An 18536-nucleotide genomic window follows, 5' to 3' on the forward strand; every position below is an offset into this window, starting at 1 on the left:
TTTATACACTATTACTTGGTGAGTATCGTACGAATACTATATCCCTTGTAGAGGGAGTGCACGTGCCAATTCGTGAGCCACCTCTTGCGCGGCACTTGCCAAATCTTCGGCAGGAAGCGGTAAGTTTTGCAATGTTAGATGCCAGTCATCTATTTCTCGACGTAAATGAGCGACCCAAAGCGTCGTACAGTCACGTGGTAACTTTTTGAGATTGACTTCAAAACAATGGTTACCCTCATCATCACTTAAGTGAATCTCACCTGTTTTCACTCTAGAAAACGGATGACCATGGTAAGAGTTGGCAATCATAGCAATATGAGTGATATGTGTTGGAATTTTATCTAAGTATAGTCTGATTTGCTCTTGATCTAGGGGAGCCAAATACATCGCTTGCTCACCGCGATCTTTACCGTTTAAGCTATCACCCTGATGCTTAACCGATTCAGCTTTGTCACGCAATTGTTTGAACCAAACGATGTCACTGATCGTACAGTTTTTGTCATACAGCACACAGGCCAAATCAATATCAATCGCGCTTTGATTTTTCTTAAAGCGCTTGAACAACCCTTTTGGTTCAATCTTAGTAAACTCATAGTTTAGCGAAAAAAATAAGGTTCCTGCATCTAAGCCCAGTCCTTTCAAACTGTCTGACAGTAACGGTGATGGGGCAGTGATCGACATAGTGTTCCTTATTCGTTCTTAAATTTTAATAGAGGTATATTTAGTTTAGAAGCTTGGATACGGCTAACTTTGAGCGCCATAGCTATCAGACGCTATTCATCCAGCTGCTATTTATCATCTAAAGACTTGTCTAATACCGCTTGATATAGCAGCTGAGGTTTTGCATCTAGTAGACCACTGCCAAAACCGCGCAACCACCAGACCAGTTGTGAGGTTAGATTGACCGTTGCCTGTATAGTCAGTTTGTCGTCATCTAACGTGACTGTTTGATCGTCGCTGAGCTTACTTTCAGTGAGGCTTTTGCCTGCTTGTGTAGTGAATTGTAGCTCGATAGCTGTATTTTTACCATGGTCAGGCAGTTCACTAAATAATGGATGACTAAAGCCCATGCCACCTGCATCTAAGTACGTATCGAGTTGAAAATTGTCAGGCGTTTTTGCTGCGCTTTCGAGTATCTCAACACTGGCAAAGCGATGTAGCGCAAAGGTGCGGATGACAACTTCTGGGTCGTCGGTACGAGTTGCCAGTAGGTAAATAATGACACCACGTTGAATGATGGCAATAGGGTTTAGGATATATTCACTAGATTGCGACTTATTACTGCGCGTATAACAGGCTTTAATTTGTAATTGATAAAATAGCGAGTGATAAATATTGTCTTTGCTATCTAAGTCGATATGCGGGGCAATCAATGGCTGTGTGGCAGGTTCAATGCGTACTCTATCGATCCATGAATGGGTGACTTTACTGTTTTTAAGTTGGCGCCGTGCTAAGTCAAACCAAGGAAACAGTTCATCCAAAATAACAGGAGGCAGTAATTGAGTGAGGTTGGCCTCCACCATGTTAAAGGCCACCGCTTGTGATAAATTCATATGCGGTAAGCTTTGCAGGGGAGCATCATCGCACCAGCGCCAGCCTTGTGGATTGGCATTGTTTTTTTCGATAGGGAAACGTTTTGCCAGCGCATTTAAATCACGTTGTACCGTGCGTAGACTGATATCAAAACCTGCCATCATCAGTTGCTCGTAGATATGTGTGGTGCCTACCCAACGATTGCGCTGTAGTTGCGATAGTACTTGCCATTGGCGAGCAGTCGTCGCTGCCCCATGTCGATTATCGTTGCTCACTTCCGAGATACTACTGCTCTCAGCCGCTAGCGCTTTGGTTTGCTCGTTAGCGTCTGTCTGAGTTTGAATGTGATCGGCGTCAGTCGGATGTACAGTCATTAGGAAGTAGCCTTTATGAAGTATCGAGTCAGTTTTTATAGGGCAATTTTATATGCTAGTGGTGGGTCAGTGACCCTATATCATCGCAGAAAATCCCCGTAGCGTCTAGCAACGGAGATTATTCAATGATTCTGCTGTATATGAACTTATATAGCGTTAATAACTCGTTAAATATCACTATTCTGAGTACTTGGTTCGTTATGGGTATCTGCTTCGCTATCAATGATTATAGTACTGTCATCCTCTCTACGTTTTTCTTTTTTTCTCTTATCTGCTTTCTTTTGACGTTTGGCTTTTTTCTGCTTTTTGTCTTTCTTTTTTGATTTTTTATCATCAATATCATCATCGCTATTTTGGTTCTCATCCCATAGCATCAGACGGCTTAACACTTTGCCAAACAATGTGTCTTTGCGATAACGACTTTTTTTGTTCATGGTATCGATAGGCAGGCCAGTCATCAGCGTCAGTGCTTCACTCAAGGTATGGACACCATAGATATGAAATTCATCGGCATTGACGGCAGCAATAATATCGTCGCGTAGCATAAGCTGTTTGACGTTTGCCATCGGAATGACAACACCTTGCTGACCTGTTAGCTCTTGCTCTCGGCAGGCATCGAAGAACCCTGCAATTTTAGAGTTGATACCGCCTACTGCTTGCACTTCACCCAACTGGTTCATAGAGCCAGTAATCGCAAAGGACTGATCAATCGGTACATTTGCTAAGGCGGATAACAGCGCACAACCTTCACTAACGGTGGCGCTATCACCATCGATATGGGCATAGCTCTGCTCAAAAGCGAGTGAAGCGCTAAAGTTTAAGGCATGGTGTTGACTAAGTAGCGCACGCAAGTAGCTGGTCATAATTAACATACCTTTAGCGTGTAAACTACCACCCAAGTCTACGTCGCGCTCGATATCCAGAATCTCACCCGTACCGATATTTGGCTGAATAACAGCCGTAAGACGTGCTGGCATGCCAAATTCACTATCGGCATAGCTGACCACCGTTAGCGCATTGACTTGTCCAACGGCATTGCCTTGTGTCTGAATAAGTTGCTGACCATTTTTGAGCTCATCCCAATACAGGTCACGTAGATATCCTGAGCGCTCATCCATATCTTCGATAGCTTGGGTGACATGATTGGCATCGACGATATTTTTACCGCTCAAACGTGCATGGCGGTTCGACTCATGCAACAGCTTAATCAATAAATCACTGTGCAAGCTAAGTCGATCTTGGTCTTCTGCTTGTAAGCTCAAATGCTCAAGTAGGGTGGCTTGTGCACTGCGATCGAACGGATAGAGGTTGGCATAATCAATGATGTCAGCCATTTTTGCGACCAATGCAAGCTCGTGTTCACTGGTGCGAACCACATCATCGTGGAAATCAGCACGAACTTTGAATACCGCATCAAATTCAGGCTCAAGCTCTAACAGCTCATAATATAAATCTGCTTCGCCAAGTAAAATCACTTTAATATCAAGGTCGATAGGGGCAGGCGCTAGCGATAAGCTTCCTGTGAGTGTGAGCATCTGCTCAAGACTTGAGAGTTTGATTTTACGGGATTGTAATGCTCGCTTGAGACCCTGCCAAGCATAGGGGTGCTCTAATAAGTGACTGGCTTCCAATAATAGGTAACCGCCATTGGCACGGTGTAAGGCGCCTGCTCGAATCATACTGACGTCAGTGGTGACGGTACCCAGTTGCGTGATTTGCTCGACATGCCCCAACAAATTTAAATGCGTCGGCAAATCTTCAAAAACGACGGGTGCGCCACTATCAGCTGCGTGACTGACAATGACATTGACAGCATAACGACTGGGCGTTGTGGTCAGAACGGCCGTCACAAACTCTTCATCATCGCCATTAACGATACGCTCTACATGAGTGACCATGTCAGCAAATATCGCTTTTAGATAGTCAATAACCAGCGGGTGATTGGCAAATTGTTCATAAACAGGCGTAAATAAAGGCTGTAGCGCCCGGCGTGCAATATTTCGATGCAGTGCTTCTATCGCGTCATTGGCTTCGTCCTCTAACTGCTCTAAGGCGATGGTCAGCTGACTCAATCGTTTTTGCATATGGTTTTTTTGGACAAAGTTATTCAGCTCAGCTTCGTATTCACTGTTGCCATATTCGTTAGTGCTGTCATCGTTACTGTTATCAATACTAGTATTGATATTAGAAGTATCAACGGTGCTATTGTCCTCTATCGTCGAGGGAGCTTCATCATTGTTAGAGGGTTTTTCATGTTTGACATCAGCATCGCTATTTTCTGTAGATAGCTTACTAGGATGCACAAACATGGCTTTGTTATCGAAAGAGCGGAACGTCAGTGCTAAGTCGTACTGTTTACCTTCAGCATTGAGCACTTCATAAGCCTGACTCTCTTTTTGATGCGTGTCGTTTTTGATGGCTTCGATTTTGCTTTGGTATTGATCACTACGAAAGCGTTGACTCAGTCGCTTTTTGGCTTGTTGCCATAAGTTGTTAACTTGCTGCTGCAATAGTGAAGTTTGACCTGCAGGCAGGCGTAGTGCCAGAGGAGTGCGTGGATCGGTAAAGTTGTGTACATAGACCCAATCATCAGGTGTCGGCGCATCGGCCGCAATGCGTGTCAGCAAACGACTGATCACGGTGCGTTTACCTAAGCCATTTTCACCTGCTGCAAACACATGGTAGCCACTAGCCTTGATGTCCAAAGCTGTGTGTAAGGCTTTGAGCGCTCGCTCCTGACCAAAGCCAACATCTAAATCTGGTGCCGTACGTGTGTCTGTCGGCAGCTCACTTAGTTCGCTATAACGCTTTAATTGCTCAGCGCTAATAAGGCAGCGCTGCTTTACCTCAATAAAGAGTGGGTGCGGTGCTTTTACTTTTTTGTCATTCGTCAATGTGTCTGTCAATTCAGTGATGGGTGTTGCCATATTTTTAGCGTCTTTTTTATTAGCGTCTCTTGATACTGTAGAGATAGGGGCGTGTGGCTGTTCGGTCATAGGCGTAGGACATATCTTTTTAAAAAGGTGGAGTGTTGATTTCTGTGATTGGTTTTATGCTATCAGGTATTCATATTCATGCTGAACTTTTTATACTTTATATTGAATAGTTAACCAAGGTATTTTACAAGATACGGCAACGTTTTAGCTAAATCATTAAACGCTGTTTTGTATCATTATGAGATATACCAGTGTGTATGATGAATAAATGAGAGACAAATTAACAGTGAGTTTATTGCCGTCAAAGGAGAATAACACCTCAATACAGGCCTAGATAGTATAAGATGTCTCACATTGGTGCAATCTGCAACTATTCAATAGGCAGAGTGCATGATAAAATAGACGGTTCACATGTCAAAACTGGATAACTCGTTGTATGTCAGCTTCCGATAAAGTCACGTCATCATCTGCTAGTACAGGTACTATCCATATTGATCCTACTGGCTTTGTAAAGCTCGGATCACAATTGCCAGTGCTGGCCAACACTCTGACGAAAGCAGTTCATGAGCTCGGTCTATCCTTAAGTGAGACGCAGCAGCGCACACTATTATTGTACTTAGACCAGCTTTTGTTGTGGAATAAAGCGTATAATCTGACCGCTATTACTGATCCTGAAGAAGCTTTAATCAAGCATGTGATTGATTGCTTAGCTATTATAACGCATTTGCCATCAGGGTCATTGCTTGATATCGGTACAGGTGCAGGATTGCCTGCCGTGATTATTGCTATTTGCCAGCCTGAGCGCCAATGCACGGCACTTGATAGTAACCAGAAAAAAATACGTTTTATTAAGCAAATCAGTAGTGAACTTGGTTTGAGTAATATGCAGCCGATTGCTTCTCGTATCGAAGCACATGAAGCAAGTTATGAGGTGGTTACCTCTAGAGCGTTTGCCAGCTTGATAGATTTCGTCGATGTGGCACAGCCAAGGCTAGCAGATAATGGTAACTTATGTGCTATGAAGGGTAAGGCGCCGAGTGAAGAGGAGCTACAAGCATTGGATAGTGATTGGCACATAAAAACAATCAAGCTAAAAGTGCCACGTTTGCATGATAGTCGTCATTTAATTGAATTGTCTCGCAAAAATGTCTAAGCTATGAGCAACTTTCAGTCATGAAATTGCAAATATGAAACAGTGACTGTTTGATTGTGAAACATAGTTTACGTCTTTAATTAAATGACATAATATTTAAATGATGTCGAGACAGAGCGAGTTATTTGTATAACGAATGACTGAATATGTCTCGCTTTTTAAATGTATAGCTAAAAAAATAACAGTAATAAATTCTAATTAAACTGAGTGAGTGTATGGAAATCATAGCGATTGCGAATCAAAAAGGCGGCGTGGGCAAAACCACGACGGCGGTAAATTTGACCGCTAGCTTGGCTGCAAAGCGTAAGCATGTACTACTGATTGACTTAGACCCACAAGGCAATGCGACCAGCGGTACGGGCGTGGATAAAAATGAACTCGCGCTGACCATCGCTGATGTTTTACTCGATGGTGTATCACTGTCGGATGCTATTGTTACCAGTCCAGCAGGGTTCGATGTCATCGGTGCCAATCGCGATTTGGCTGGGATGGACATCACCTTGATGAACAAGACCAATAGCCATGAATTGTTTAAAACAGCGATGGTGGCTTTGGTTAACGATCAGATAGCGGCTAAAAAACCTGCTTACGATTATGTCGTGATAGACTGTGCGCCCAGCTTGAATTTATTGACGATCAATGCATTGGTTGCCACAGACAGCGTCATTATCCCGATGCAATGTGAGTACTATGCACTAGAAGGCCTAGCAGATTTGTCGCAGACGATTGAGCGACTCACGGAGCTGAATCCGAAGCTCTATATTCGCGGTGTGGTGAGAACGCTATTTGATGCACGCAATACCTTGGCTCGCGATGTGTCAGCTGAACTGGAAGCACATTTTGGCGATATCATGTATAAGACTCATATTCCAAGAAATATTCGTTTGGCAGAAGCACCTGCGCATGGTTTGCCAGTTATCGCATATGAGAGATGGTCAAAAGGGGCACGTGCCTATCAAAAACTAGCCGCTGAAGTGATGAAGCAAAGCAGCTAGTTTTGGCCGTAGATAAAAGTTTGGTGATAAAAGTATCAACCAGATTAAATAACAAAGCACGAAATATCGTATTTATGAGTAATGAGTAAGCCGTATTCACAATCATTTGGCTTTTATTTTAGCGTTATAGGATAGGTAATCATGGCGAAGAAAAGAGGATTGGCTGCCAATCGAGGCTTAGATGCCTTGTTGGGATCAATCAAAAAAGAAAAGCAAATCACTGCGTCTGCCTTACAAGATGATATGGCAGCGCGTGATAATACTTTGCCAGCTGTAACGCCAGAGACTGACATAACAAACGCAAGCACAACCGCTCAAACAAGTCGTGCAAAAGACAACGAAAAATCGACTGCAAATCCAGCAGTTCTAGAGGCTGCTGATTCTAGTAATCGTAAAGCACGTGCGCCACGTACAATGAATAAGAGTGCCCCTAATAAAAATCGGGTTAGCGGAACAGATACCAGTGCCTCTGAAGATCAAATCAGCTTGGTTCAAATTGATGTGACACGATTACAAGCAGGCAAGTATCAGCCGCGTCGTGATATGAGTGAAACTGCGCTTGCTGAATTGGCCTCTTCGATTGAGCAGCATGGTGTCATGCAACCTATCGTTATCCGTCCATTATTGGCAAATGAAGACAAGAGTGAAGCATTTGTCACTCATGAAATCATCGCTGGCGAGCGCCGCTGGCGTGCTGCAAAAATGGCAGGTAAAGCAGTAATACCTGCGATTGAGCGCGCATTGTCAGATGAGTTGGCTATTGCACTGGCACTAATTGAGAATATTCAACGCGAAGACTTGTCCGTGATTGAGCAGGCAGCAGCATTACAACGCTTTCATACTGAGTTTGGTATGAGTCACGCGATGATTGCAGAGGTTGTGGGTAAGGCACGTACGACGGTATCGAATCTACTGCGCTTGAATCAGCTGCACGATACCGTAAAAGACCATTTAGCAACCAGTGCGCTAGATATGGGTCATGCGCGCACGCTTTTGGCATTATCCTCTGAGCAGCAGCCAATTATTGCACAAAAAATCATCGATGGTGGCATGACCGTACGCGAAGCTGAAAAGCTCGTGAAGTCAATTTTGCAGCCAGCTCCCAAAGCCAATCGTACTGAACAAGCACAGTCTCATGACGCGGAACGTTTGACACAAAGACTGACGGATATGCTTGGGGCTGAAGTAAAACTTAAGCATAAAAAAGACGGGCAGGGTAGTGTTGAGATATTTTTCCAAAATCAGGACCAGTTGGCCGCCTTGATTAAGCATATAGAGGCACAGGCTTAAGGTATTCATCCAGTTTGTAATGACTGCACAAGTCTAAACTATCTTGGTTACCACTATTTTTATAAAAATATAAAAGAGAGCGAGTATGTGGGAGTTGGTAAAAGCGGGTGGTTGGTTGATGACGCCTATCGTGGTGTGCTCAATACTGGCATTGGTTATCATCATTGAGCGTAGCCATACTTTACAATTTAACAAAATTGTACCTAATAGATTGCGCGAACAATTGATAACGCGCCTACGCGAAAACGGCGGCATCGGTCGTACACAATTAATGAACGTGAAAGAAAAAACACCTTTGGGTGATATTTTGGCAACGGGTTTGCTTTATCGTCAGTATGGTTTAGAGTCGATGACGATGCATATGCAAAACCGTGCTAGCGTACAAGTTCATCAGTTAGAAAAAAATATCAATATGCTTGGTACTATAGGTGCGATTGCACCGTTGCTTGGTTTGTTGGGCACGGTATTGGGTATTATCTCTTCGTTTTTAGCGATTACTGATGGCGCGATGCAAGACCCAACGATGCTTGCCGCTGGCGTATCACAGGCATTGATTACAACTGCTGCTGGTATGATTGTTGCGATTCCTGCATTGGTTGGCTATCGTTATTTTCAGCGCCGGATCATTGATATCAATGCCCAGTTTGAAACTCAAGCAGGATTGATGATTCAAGAGTTGTATGACTACCAGTTGCTGGGAAATGTGCATACTTCTGGTTTTGATACGCTTAATCCTGATGCTTCATTACATGGCACGATAGGTAATGATTCGGTAAGTTTAAGCGACGGAGTCACAGTGACTTCTTAGTACTATTTTTAATACTATTAGTATTATTTTTAGTACTAAGGGTCAGATGAATTATCTAGTCATCCTATTTGCATTTTAAACACGCCTTAAGCATAGTAAAAATATTAAAGAGAGTGATATGCGCTTTAGAAAACCAACCGTTGAACCACTTGAAATCAATCTAACACCAATGATTGATTGCTTATTATTTTTAATTGTATTTTTGCTGCTTGCGACCTCATTTAATCATTTTAGTCGCTTGAATATTATTCTTCCTGAAGCTGAAGGTGTCGCACTGACAGAACAAAACAACAGCATTGAAGTGGCAGTACAAGAAGACGGCAGCTATTTGGTAAATGGTATCACCCTTGGCAGTAGCAATGAGGCTGAATTGATCAGCATGCTACAGCAAGAGGCGGGTAGTAATCGTGATATGCTGTTTGTGATTGCTGCTGATGCTAACGCTACTCATCAATCTGTGGTACGGGTGATGGATGTCGCAGGAAAACTAGGGTTTTTGAACCTCAATATCAGTACGGTTGTGCCACTTGGTCAACCATTACCGCAATAATATATGGCTATATTAGTGTCATAAATACTCCTATAAAACTGTGCTTTGAGTGCAGTTTATTCATATCATGATACCCAAATTGAGGCTTTTATGAGCCAAACATATCAATCCGACTCTACAAAAAAATCTGCTAAAAAGTTGTCAGCAGAGCCATCAAATATACCTAAGCGTAAGACATTATTGCGCCTGTTACGCTATCTTAAGCCATATTGGTGGGCGTTAGCACTAGTGGTTTTAGGTTTTGCTATCAATGCTGGAACAGAGATATGGGTGGCCAAACTTCTACAGTACATCACTGACGCTATCAATCAAGGTGATCAAAGTAAGCAGAATTTGTTTCCACTGCTTATTATCACGTTGTTTTTTGTGCGTGGTTTGGGTAGCTTTTTGGGTAATTACTATTCTGCTTTAGTTTCACGTAACTTAGTATATGAGTTGCGAGTAGAAGTCTTCAATAAATTACTGCGTTTGCCAAGCTCATTTTATCTTGCCAATCCAGCAGGTACTATCTCATCAAAGTTGATATTTGACGTTGAACAGGTCACAGCAGCCAGTACAGAGTCAATGAAGACCTTGCTGCGTGATGGGTTGACGGTATTGGCATTAATTGGATTTTTGCTCTACAGCAATTGGCGCTTAACTTTAATTTTATTCCTCGTACTGCCACCAATATTATGGCTCATTCGCATAGCATCTAAGCGTTACCTGAAATTGTCTAAGGGTATTCAAGAGACGATGGGTGATGTTAGTCATATTACCAACGAAGTTATTGGTGGCTATCAGGTGGTTAAAAACTATGGCGGACAAGCATACGAAGCCGAACGTTTTGACAAAACATCAAAAAAGAACTTGCTCCAAGGTATGAAGGTAGTCGTTACCAATAGTATCAATACGCCAGCAGTACAGCTACTGATGGCAATAGCTATGTCAGTTGTGGTGTGGCTCGCACTGCGTCCATCGGTGATTGATAATATTTCAGCTGGTGAGTTCATCTCCTATATCGCTGCGGCTGGTCTACTAAGTAAACCAGTGCGTTCACTGACGGATATTAATCAGAAACTGCAAAAAGGTATCGCGGCTGGTGAGTCAATTTTTGCTCTACTAGATGAGCCAGAAGAAAAAGACACTGGTGTGATCAGCTCAGCCCTAACGGGTGAGATGAAACTCGATAATGTCAGTTTAATCTATCCGGATTCGACAGTGGCACTGCGCGATTTTACGTTAGATATACGTGCAGGAGAAACCGTTGCACTGGTAGGGCGTAGTGGTGCTGGTAAATCATCTTTAGTAAATCTATTGACACGCACCTTATCAACTTCTGCAGGGCAAATTACTTTAGATGGTATACCAATCGAAGATATCAAACTAGAGAGCCTACGTGCTCAAATTGCGATGGTCAATCAGCAAGTGGTTCTGTTTAATACGACGGTATTTAACAACATTGCTTATGGTAGCTTAGCCAATAAAAGTCAGTCCGACGTAGAGCGCGCCGCAAAAGATGCCTTTGCTCATGACTTCATAATGAAGATGCCAAATGGCTACCAAAGCGAAATCGGTGCCGAAGGTTTGCAATTGTCAGGTGGGCAGCGTCAGCGCTTGTCTATCGCGCGTGCACTATTAAAAGACGCGCCAATTCTCATTTTAGATGAAGCAACCAGTGCGCTAGACAATGAGTCAGAGCATTATATTCAGCAAGCGCTAGATAATGTGATGAAAAATCGCACGACATTGGTGATTGCACATCGATTGACGACCATTGAGTCTGCTGATCGTATCGCTGTGTTGGATGCAGGGCAGATTGTCGAGTTAGGCACGCATACAGAGTTAATGCAGTTACAAGGCCATTATGCACAAATGTATGATCGTGATTTCGAATAGAGTCATATGATTCGGTTTTAATATACATTTTATGATAAAGCGGCACTGAATTTATAGAATAAGTGGTCAATAAACATGAGCATTGAAACGACAGTGACACGTGCATGGCAACGCCAGGCTCTTTGGTTGTGGCTATTACTACCCATTAGCTGGTTATACGGACTCATTACCATGCTCCGCCGTCAAGCTTATAAAATTGGTTTGCTATCAAGTTATCGTGCGCCCATTCCCATCATGGTAATCGGAAATATCAGTGTCGGTGGTAGCGGTAAGACACCATTGATTATTGCTTTAGTTAATTATTTGCAAGATCAAGGCATCAAGGTAGGTGTCATTAGTCGTGGTTATGGTGGTGATGCCAGCCAGATGCCAGCATTGGTTAATGTGGATAGCTTACCTAATGTAGTTGGCGATGAGCCATGTTTAATCGTCAGCATGACAGGTGCCGCGATGGCAGTTTGCCCCAATCGTCAGCAAGCAGTGACCACCTTATTAGATGCTTATCCAGATTTACAGTTAATTATTGCAGATGACGGTTTGCAGCATTATGCATTGCAACGTGATATTGAGTGGATTGTCGTCGATTCGGCAAGAGGTTTTGGCAACAAGCAACTACTACCCACTGGCTTTTTACGTGAGCCAATGTCACGATTAGAAGGCGCAAATGTCATTTATCATGAAAGGTTAGAGACAGGAGCAATTTTTAATAATAAAGACAATGATATGCTACCTCTAGCCAATCGCTTGACTATGCACTTAGCGCCTGACAAGTTGCAGTACCTGTGGCAACCTAAACCAACTGATTCTAAGGTAAATATTAATACACCTGAACGGGGTAGTCAGGTACACGCCGTCAGCGGGATCGGTTATCCGCAGCGTTTCTTCGATACCTTGGATTCTATTGGCTTTGAGGTAATTAGTCATCCTTATCCTGACCATTATGATTTTAGCTTGGCTGAGCTCCTGCAGTATCGCGATTATCCCATTGTTATCACTAGCAAAGATGCAGTGAAAATTAGAGCATTGCTAGTCGAATATACAAGTAAGCAAGCACTGAGTGATGAGTATGAGGAGCTGGCAAATAGACTATGGGTGTTACCAGTGACAGCCGTACTTTCTGATAGTTGTTATGACAATCTAGACGAGCAACTTAAGACACTAGGTATTCAGTCTGATCCTGATATCAGTATAAAAACTACGTGATAGATAACCGCTAATATTTTACATTGCCGCAAAATTTTATAGGAACAAACCATGTCATCAGTCGCCACACCTGCCAAAACTCATATTGTCATTCCTGCTCGCTTTAAAAGCACACGACTACCTGGCAAACCATTGCTACAGATACATGGTAAGCCGATGATTCTTTGGGTGGCTGAAAAGGCTCAGACAGCACACTTTGCAGATGATATGTGCATTGCGACTGATGATGAAGATATCGCGAAGGTATGCACGGATGCAGGATTTGATGTCGTGATGACTAGCCCTGATCATGCCTCAGGCACAGACCGTTTAGCAGAAGTGGCTGCTATAAAAGGTTGGGCTGACCATGATATCGTGGTCAATATGCAAGGCGATGAGCCCTTGGTACCGCCGCTATTATTAGAGCAGGTAAAAGCACTTCTAGTCGCAGATGATGAGAGTGTGATGGCCACTCTATGTGAGCCTATCGATGACTATGAGACTTTTATGCGCCCATCCGTGGTCAAGGTTGTCAGTCAACAATCCAATGATCTACAGCGTGCGCTTTATTTTAGTCGTGCGCCCATTCCTTGCGATCGTGATGTCGTGTTGGCTGAGGATAATCAAAGACAACCACCGAAAAATGCGTATCGTCACTTGGGCTTATATGCTTATCGTGTGCGTCTACTACAGCAGTTTGTACATTGGCCACAGACACCGCTCGAAATGCTAGAAAGCTTAGAGCAGTTACGTGTGTTAGAAAATGGTGGACATATTGCTATTGCCGCCGCTGCTTGTCATTTACCGGCAGGCGTCGATACGCAAGAAGATTTAGATCGTTTAAATGGCATGAGCCTAGCTGACTTTTTAAATCCTATTGGTAGTCTATAGGTTAATAATCCAATTCAAATTTTATACCTTCTATTTAAAGCGTCATTAACGCGCTATATCCTGAATAATCGAGCAATGTTATAGGGCGACAGCTATGAGTGACGGGACAGGAAGTACGGGTGCAGCAGATATTAACGATGGCATTTATTTTGCGCCCCTATTGCCATGGCAGCAGTCGTTATGGTCGCAACTGACAGAGCGAGTATTGCAGCAGCAGTCTTTACCTCATGCGCTACTAGCAGCAGGTATGCAAGGTATGGGCAAGCGTGCTTTTGTATGGCGACTGGTCGCTTGGTTGCTATGTCGCAGCCGTGACAGTCATCCAACAGGTGCTTGTGGCACGTGTGAGAGCTGTCAATGGTTGAGATCAGGCACCCATCCGAGCTTGCAAGTATTGCCACTGGTCAGTATGCCTATCAGTGCAGAGCATGCTGATAATAAAGAAAAATCAAGCAACACTGCTAAAGACAAAAAATCCAGTAAAACTGCTAGCAATAGTGCTCTCAAGACTAAAATTGATGATATCCGTGCCTTACAACCTTTCATTTATCAAGGTGGACAAGGAATGCGGATTTGCGTGTTAGATCATGCAGAGAAAATGACGATTGCTGCAGCCAATGCCCTACTAAAAACCTTAGAGGAGCCACAAGCACAAGTTCATCTGTTTTTGATCAGTGATACGCCTGCCCAGTTGCTGCCAACTATTAAAAGTCGCGTACAACAGCTAGCATTACAAACGATTGAACCTGCAATAGCTGTTGACTATGTAACAGGTGAGCTGGGGCATACCATCAATCGTGAAGCAGTCAGTACCGCTGCCATTCATCAACTTATTCAGCTGGCCAATGGCGCGCCTTTAGCAGCGATAGCACTGGCACAAGCGCCTTGGTATAGTAAGCGTTCACTGTGGTTGACGACGTGGCAAGCATTACGTAGTGGTAAACGTAGTAGCGTAGCAGCCAGTGATTATTGGCAAAATCAGCTTAACATCGTAGAGTTTATCCAACTGTCTGAGCTGATGCTGCTCGATATGCGCCGTGTTTGTCTAGGACTGGATGAGCTACAAAAAGACGTCAACTTATCAGCATTGTTAGATACTTATCAACTGACTGATAGTGGGTTGGAAGCATTCGCTAATAGCTTGCAGCAAACCAAAGTTGCACTACAACAAAATGTGCAAGAAAAATTTGCCTATGATAAGCTAATGCAAGAACTGGCATACTTATAAAGCAATTTTTATGGCATTTGATTATCGTTTGGCAATGGTTTTAATGCTTTGCTCTACATACCGTTAGCCACTCATAAAAACACATTTAATCCAATTAATAAAGGAAGCTAACTATGGCGATGCCAGGACGCGGTGGGGTATTAACCTGCCATATTGAAAATATCGAAATGCTATACGCCAGTTACTTATCCTTTGTGAGTAATGGGGCACTGTTTGTACCTTCGACTCAAGACCAACAGCTAGGTGATGAAGTATTTATCGCAGTTACTTTACCGAATTCTAGCGAGCGTTTACCTATGAACGGTAAGGTGGTTTGGATAAACTCTAAAACACAAGGTGGACGTCCAGCAGGTTTTGCTGTACAAATTGGGACAGATATTTCTGGTCAGCGAATCAAAAACGAAGTTGAGCGACTATTGGCTGGTAAAGTAGATGGTTTGCAGGCGACTTATACGATGTAGTCTGTATAACTATCCATCTCTTCATCCATTACGATAATTAGTTTTGAACAAATGCCGCTATAAAAAAGCAGCCTTATACTCGATATAAGGCTGCTTTTTAGCAAAAGTATAAAAAATTGGCGAATGTGAGAGCGTTCTAATAGCGCGGCGGCACATACATATCATTTGGGATAGGTTCACGGTAATATTCATCATCGCGCTTACGACTCGGCAATTCGACCTCATCACGAGGTATTTCTTTATAAGGAATTTGTTCGAGTAAATGGGCAATGCAGTTTAGCCTAGCACGTTTTTTATTGTTACCTTCTACTACCCACCATGGCGCTTCAGGAATGTGAGTGCGCTCAAACATGGTTTCTTTGGCTTTGGTGTAATCTTCCCAGCGTCGGCGCGACTGTAAGTCCATCGGTGAGAGTTTCCACTGCTTAAGCGGATCATATATTCGGCTCATAAATCGCGCATGTTGCTCATCATCGGTAATAGAAAACCAGTATTTTACTAGGCGAATACCTGAGCGTACAAGCATGCGCTCAAACTCAGGTACTGATTGAAAAAACTCTTCATACTGTGCATCTGTACAGAAGCCCATCACGTGCTCAACACCACCGCGGTTATACCAACTACGGTCAAATAATACAATCTCGCCAGCTGCTGGTAAATGAGCGACATAGCGCTGAAAATACCACTGCGTCTGCTCGCGTTCTGTCGGAGCGGGTAATGCGGCAACACGGCACACTCTAGGGTTCAAACGCTGAGTGATACGCTTAATGGCCCCACCTTTACCAGCAGAATCACGCCCCTCAAAGATAACAACGATGCGCTCACCGCGATCAACGACCCAATCTTGTAGCTTTATAAGCTCGCGTTGTAGCCGGACCAATTCATGAAAGTATGTTCGTCGGTCTAGCTTTTCCTGCTCACTCATCTCGCGGCCATCAAAACGAAAATCACGTGCACAGTCATCTATTTCATTTTCTAGCTCTTCATCATAAGTATCGATTAAATCTTGATGCATTTTTCGACGTAACTCATCATCCAGAACTTCTTTTTCGATACGCTCTGAAAGAATAGCTTGTTCTCGATTGTATTGATCTACCTGCTTTTTAGTTGCTAAAGATTCGAAATCAGTCGTTATACGTGGTTCTGACATCACAAATTTTTCAGAACCAAAAATGACTTCCCTTAGCTTTTCTAATAAATATTTTGTCTTACCCATAAATATTACCTTTGGTTGGCATATTGGATTTTGTAAGATACTACTCCTGGTTCACTTTTATAATAACAAACTATAGGCAATAAAAAATGCCCTTTAATTAACTTAAAGGGCATTTTTTACAGACAGATGCTGATTAAAATAATAGATCAGCATATCTCTTTTTTTAAACTAAATGCAATCCAGATTATTTTTCTAGAATACAAGTAACACCTTGACCACCTGCTGCGCAGATAGAGATAAGTGCACGGCCTGAGCCTTTCTGATCTAGCAATTTAGCAGCAGTTGCTAAGATACGACCACCAGTGGCAGCAAACGGATGACCTGCCGCTAATGATGAGCCGTTAACATTTAGCTTAGTACGGTCGATAGAGCCTAGCGGCGCATCAAGTCCTAAACGCTCTGAACAGAAGCTTTCATCTTCCCAAGCGGCCAATGTTGATAATACTTGTGACGCAAAGGCTTCATGGATTTCATAAAAATCAAAATCTTGTAAGGTTAGGCCAGCACGTTCCAGCATACGCGGTACGGCATACGCAGGTGCCATTAGCAGACCTTCAGTCGTGCCTGATTTGCCAATGAAGTCAACAGCAGCGGTTTCTTGATGGACGATATAAGCCAATGGCTTAAGACCATGCTCTTTTGCCCATTCATCAGTACCCAATAGTACACAAGAGGCACCATCAGTTAATGGAGTAGAGTTGGCTGCTGTCATCGTTGGATTGGCATTCTTTTTGCCAAATACAGGTCTGAGTTTAGCCAGTTTTTCTAAGGTTGTGTCTGGGCGCAGGTTATTATCACGAGTCAGACCTTTATACGGCGTGATTAAGTCGTCAAAGAAGCCTTCATCATAAGCACGTGCTAGATTTTGATGGCTATTAAAAGCCAGCTCATCTTGCGCTTCACGGCTGATATTCCACTCAAGTGCTGTGATCGCTTGATGATCGCCCATTGACAGACCAGTGCGTGGCTCACCGTTTTGTGGTGAATCGATTAGGTCTTTTGGATTTAGACCCATCAATGCTTTTAGGCGTTGCTTGTTATCTTTTGCGGCACCCAACTTGATAAGTACTTTACGTAGGCCATCACCAACTGCGATAGGCGCGTCAGAGGTGGTATCAACACCGCCAGTAATGGCTGAATCGATAAGACCCAGTGCGATTTTGTTGGCAGAAGCAAAGGTCGCTTGCAAGCCAGTACCACAAGCTTGTGAGATGTCATAAGTTGGGGTATGTGGGTTCAATGCGGTGTTTAGCGCAGCCTCACGAGTTAAGTTGATATCGCGGCTTAGCTTCATCACAGCGCCAGCCACTACTTCACCTACGATTTCGCCTTGTAGGTTATAGCGTTCAACCAAACCATCTAAAGCAGCTGTTAGCATGTCGGTGTTGCTGACATCAGCGTATGAGCCGTTTGAGCGAGCGAACGGGATACGGTTGCCCCCTAAAATAGCCACTCGGTTTAGATTTGAGGCAGGCTTCGCTTTGCTAGTCTTTTTAGCAGCAGCGGAAGAGGTTTTGACAGCAGTCGTTGCTGTTTTATCCTCATTTGCTTTTTTGTCCTCAACCGTTTCAGCTTCTTTAGTCGAAGCACTTACGGTTTTTTTAACAGGTGTTTCTTTTTTAATACTGTCAGTAGAGGTTGCTTGTAAGTTTTCGTTTTTTGTATCACTGGTTTTTACGACAGTGCTTTCGATAACAGGGCTATCAGAGTGGTTGTTTTTATTACTCATAATATTATCCTTAAAAAATATGGGTAGAAGAAAAAGAGGGTAATAATAAAAAATTCAATCGAATTAAAAAAATACAGTTAAGAGATTCAAAATAGATAAGAGGTAAATATTATCATTTATTGTGCGTTATGGCTGTTTAGGATAAAGCGTTTTTACGACCTTACTGTATATCTTTAGCAAACTATGTGACACTTATATATAAGGTTGATACTGGCTTTGAAAACAGTTAATAATATAACTTTCTTAGACTGGCTGGTATTGACTATTAACATTGCATAAAAGCTGTTTTGATAATATATTGTTATCGATAAT

15 protein-coding genes are annotated in these 18536 nt (G+C 43.0%); 10 read left to right on the forward strand and 5 right to left on the reverse strand.

Annotation, left to right across the window (positions count from 1 at the left end):
• Positions 1-36 precede the first annotated feature (36 nt).
• The 3 genes from IPZ60_RS08785 to IPZ60_RS08795 form a co-directional block, all read right to left on the reverse strand.
• A complete protein-coding gene (locus IPZ60_RS08785; RefSeq protein ID WP_194197436.1) occupies positions 37-681 on the reverse strand; it encodes a TerD family protein in 645 nt (214 codons plus the stop codon).
• Positions 682-788: 107 nt separating this feature from the next.
• A complete protein-coding gene (locus IPZ60_RS08790; protein ID WP_194197437.1) occupies positions 789-1907 on the reverse strand; it encodes a YafY family protein in 1119 nt (372 codons plus the stop codon).
• Positions 1908-2074: 167 nt separating this feature from the next.
• Entirely contained in the window at positions 2075-4903 is a 2829-nt protein-coding gene (locus IPZ60_RS08795) for an ATP-binding protein (RefSeq protein WP_194197438.1), read from the reverse strand.
• A 376-nt stretch (positions 4904-5279) separates the two neighbouring features.
• Here IPZ60_RS08795 and rsmG point away from each other — a divergent pair, with 376 nt between their 5' ends.
• The 10 genes from rsmG (at position 5280) to IPZ60_RS08845 (ending at position 15279) form a co-directional block, all read left to right on the forward strand.
• Positions 5280-5996 (forward strand): 16S rRNA (guanine(527)-N(7))-methyltransferase RsmG, encoded by a 717-nt coding sequence (gene rsmG / locus IPZ60_RS08800; protein ID WP_194197439.1) that lies wholly within the window; start codon positions 5280-5282, stop codon positions 5994-5996.
• A 215-nt stretch (positions 5997-6211) separates the two neighbouring features.
• Positions 6212-6991, forward strand: coding sequence for a ParA family protein (locus IPZ60_RS08805; RefSeq protein WP_194197440.1), 780 nt, complete (start codon positions 6212-6214; stop codon positions 6989-6991).
• 141 nt (positions 6992-7132) lie between these two features.
• The gene (locus IPZ60_RS08810) at positions 7133-8281 is read left to right on the forward strand and encodes a ParB/RepB/Spo0J family partition protein (protein ID WP_194197441.1); all 1149 of its coding nucleotides are present in this window, start codon (positions 7133-7135) and stop codon (positions 8279-8281) included.
• Between the two features lie 85 nt (positions 8282-8366).
• On the forward strand, positions 8367-9089 hold the full coding sequence (locus tag IPZ60_RS08815) for a MotA/TolQ/ExbB proton channel family protein (protein WP_194197442.1): 723 nt from the start codon (positions 8367-8369) through the stop codon (positions 9087-9089).
• 118 nt (positions 9090-9207) lie between these two features.
• Entirely contained in the window at positions 9208-9639 is a 432-nt protein-coding gene (locus IPZ60_RS08820; RefSeq protein WP_110923039.1) for a biopolymer transporter ExbD, read from the forward strand.
• A gap of 90 nt (positions 9640-9729) precedes the next feature.
• Positions 9730-11517, forward strand: a complete 1788-nt coding sequence (gene msbA, locus IPZ60_RS08825; protein WP_227669306.1) for a lipid A export permease/ATP-binding protein MsbA — start codon at positions 9730-9732, stop codon at positions 11515-11517.
• Between the two features lie 75 nt (positions 11518-11592).
• Positions 11593-12720, forward strand: a complete 1128-nt coding sequence (gene lpxK, locus IPZ60_RS08830; protein ID WP_194197443.1) for a tetraacyldisaccharide 4'-kinase — start codon at positions 11593-11595, stop codon at positions 12718-12720.
• Between the two features lie 51 nt (positions 12721-12771).
• Positions 12772-13590, forward strand: a complete 819-nt coding sequence (gene kdsB, locus IPZ60_RS08835) for a 3-deoxy-manno-octulosonate cytidylyltransferase (protein ID WP_194197444.1) — start codon at positions 12772-12774, stop codon at positions 13588-13590.
• Positions 13591-13684: 94 nt separating this feature from the next.
• Positions 13685-14818, forward strand: coding sequence for a DNA polymerase III subunit delta' (locus tag IPZ60_RS08840; RefSeq protein WP_194197445.1), 1134 nt, complete (start codon positions 13685-13687; stop codon positions 14816-14818).
• 113 nt (positions 14819-14931) lie between these two features.
• On the forward strand, positions 14932-15279 hold the full coding sequence (locus tag IPZ60_RS08845; RefSeq protein WP_110923035.1) for a PilZ domain-containing protein: 348 nt from the start codon (positions 14932-14934) through the stop codon (positions 15277-15279).
• A 136-nt stretch (positions 15280-15415) separates the two neighbouring features.
• On the opposite strand, the gene ppk2 is transcribed toward IPZ60_RS08845, so the two are convergent.
• Positions 15416-16495: a polyphosphate kinase 2 gene (gene ppk2 / locus IPZ60_RS08850; protein WP_265087454.1), complete on the reverse strand. Its 1080-nt coding sequence runs from the start codon at positions 16493-16495 to the stop codon at positions 15416-15418.
• 184 nt (positions 16496-16679) lie between these two features.
• Positions 16680-18224, reverse strand: coding sequence for an acetyl-CoA C-acetyltransferase (locus IPZ60_RS08855; protein ID WP_194197446.1), 1545 nt, complete (start codon positions 18222-18224; stop codon positions 16680-16682).
• Between the last annotated feature and the right edge of the window lie 312 nt (positions 18225-18536).

This window comes from Psychrobacter sp. NG25 (assembly GCF_015234355.1).
In the GTDB taxonomy this organism is placed as follows: domain Bacteria; phylum Pseudomonadota; class Gammaproteobacteria; order Pseudomonadales; family Moraxellaceae; genus Psychrobacter.

Coding starts and splice junctions, on each gene's coding strand:
- IPZ60_RS08785 (WP_194197436.1), bottom strand. CDS start 681: ATGTCGATCACTGCCCCATCACCGTTACTGTCAGACAGTTTGAAAGGA.
- IPZ60_RS08790 (WP_194197437.1), bottom strand. CDS start 1,907: ATGACTGTACATCCGACTGACGCCGATCACATTCAAACTCAGACAGAC.
- IPZ60_RS08795 (WP_194197438.1), bottom strand. CDS start 4,903: ATGACCGAACAGCCACACGCCCCTATCTCTACAGTATCAAGAGACGCT.
- rsmG (WP_194197439.1), top strand. CDS start 5,280: ATGTCAGCTTCCGATAAAGTCACGTCATCATCTGCTAGTACAGGTACT.
- IPZ60_RS08805 (WP_194197440.1), top strand. CDS start 6,212: ATGGAAATCATAGCGATTGCGAATCAAAAAGGCGGCGTGGGCAAAACC.
- IPZ60_RS08810 (WP_194197441.1), top strand. CDS start 7,133: ATGGCGAAGAAAAGAGGATTGGCTGCCAATCGAGGCTTAGATGCCTTG.
- IPZ60_RS08815 (WP_194197442.1), top strand. CDS start 8,367: ATGTGGGAGTTGGTAAAAGCGGGTGGTTGGTTGATGACGCCTATCGTG.
- IPZ60_RS08820 (WP_110923039.1), top strand. CDS start 9,208: ATGCGCTTTAGAAAACCAACCGTTGAACCACTTGAAATCAATCTAACA.
- msbA (WP_227669306.1), top strand. CDS start 9,730: ATGAGCCAAACATATCAATCCGACTCTACAAAAAAATCTGCTAAAAAG.
- lpxK (WP_194197443.1), top strand. CDS start 11,593: ATGAGCATTGAAACGACAGTGACACGTGCATGGCAACGCCAGGCTCTT.
- kdsB (WP_194197444.1), top strand. CDS start 12,772: ATGTCATCAGTCGCCACACCTGCCAAAACTCATATTGTCATTCCTGCT.
- IPZ60_RS08840 (WP_194197445.1), top strand. CDS start 13,685: ATGAGTGACGGGACAGGAAGTACGGGTGCAGCAGATATTAACGATGGC.
- IPZ60_RS08845 (WP_110923035.1), top strand. CDS start 14,932: ATGGCGATGCCAGGACGCGGTGGGGTATTAACCTGCCATATTGAAAAT.
- ppk2 (WP_265087454.1), bottom strand. CDS start 16,495: ATGGGTAAGACAAAATATTTATTAGAAAAGCTAAGGGAAGTCATTTTT.
- IPZ60_RS08855 (WP_194197446.1), bottom strand. CDS start 18,224: ATGAGTAATAAAAACAACCACTCTGATAGCCCTGTTATCGAAAGCACT.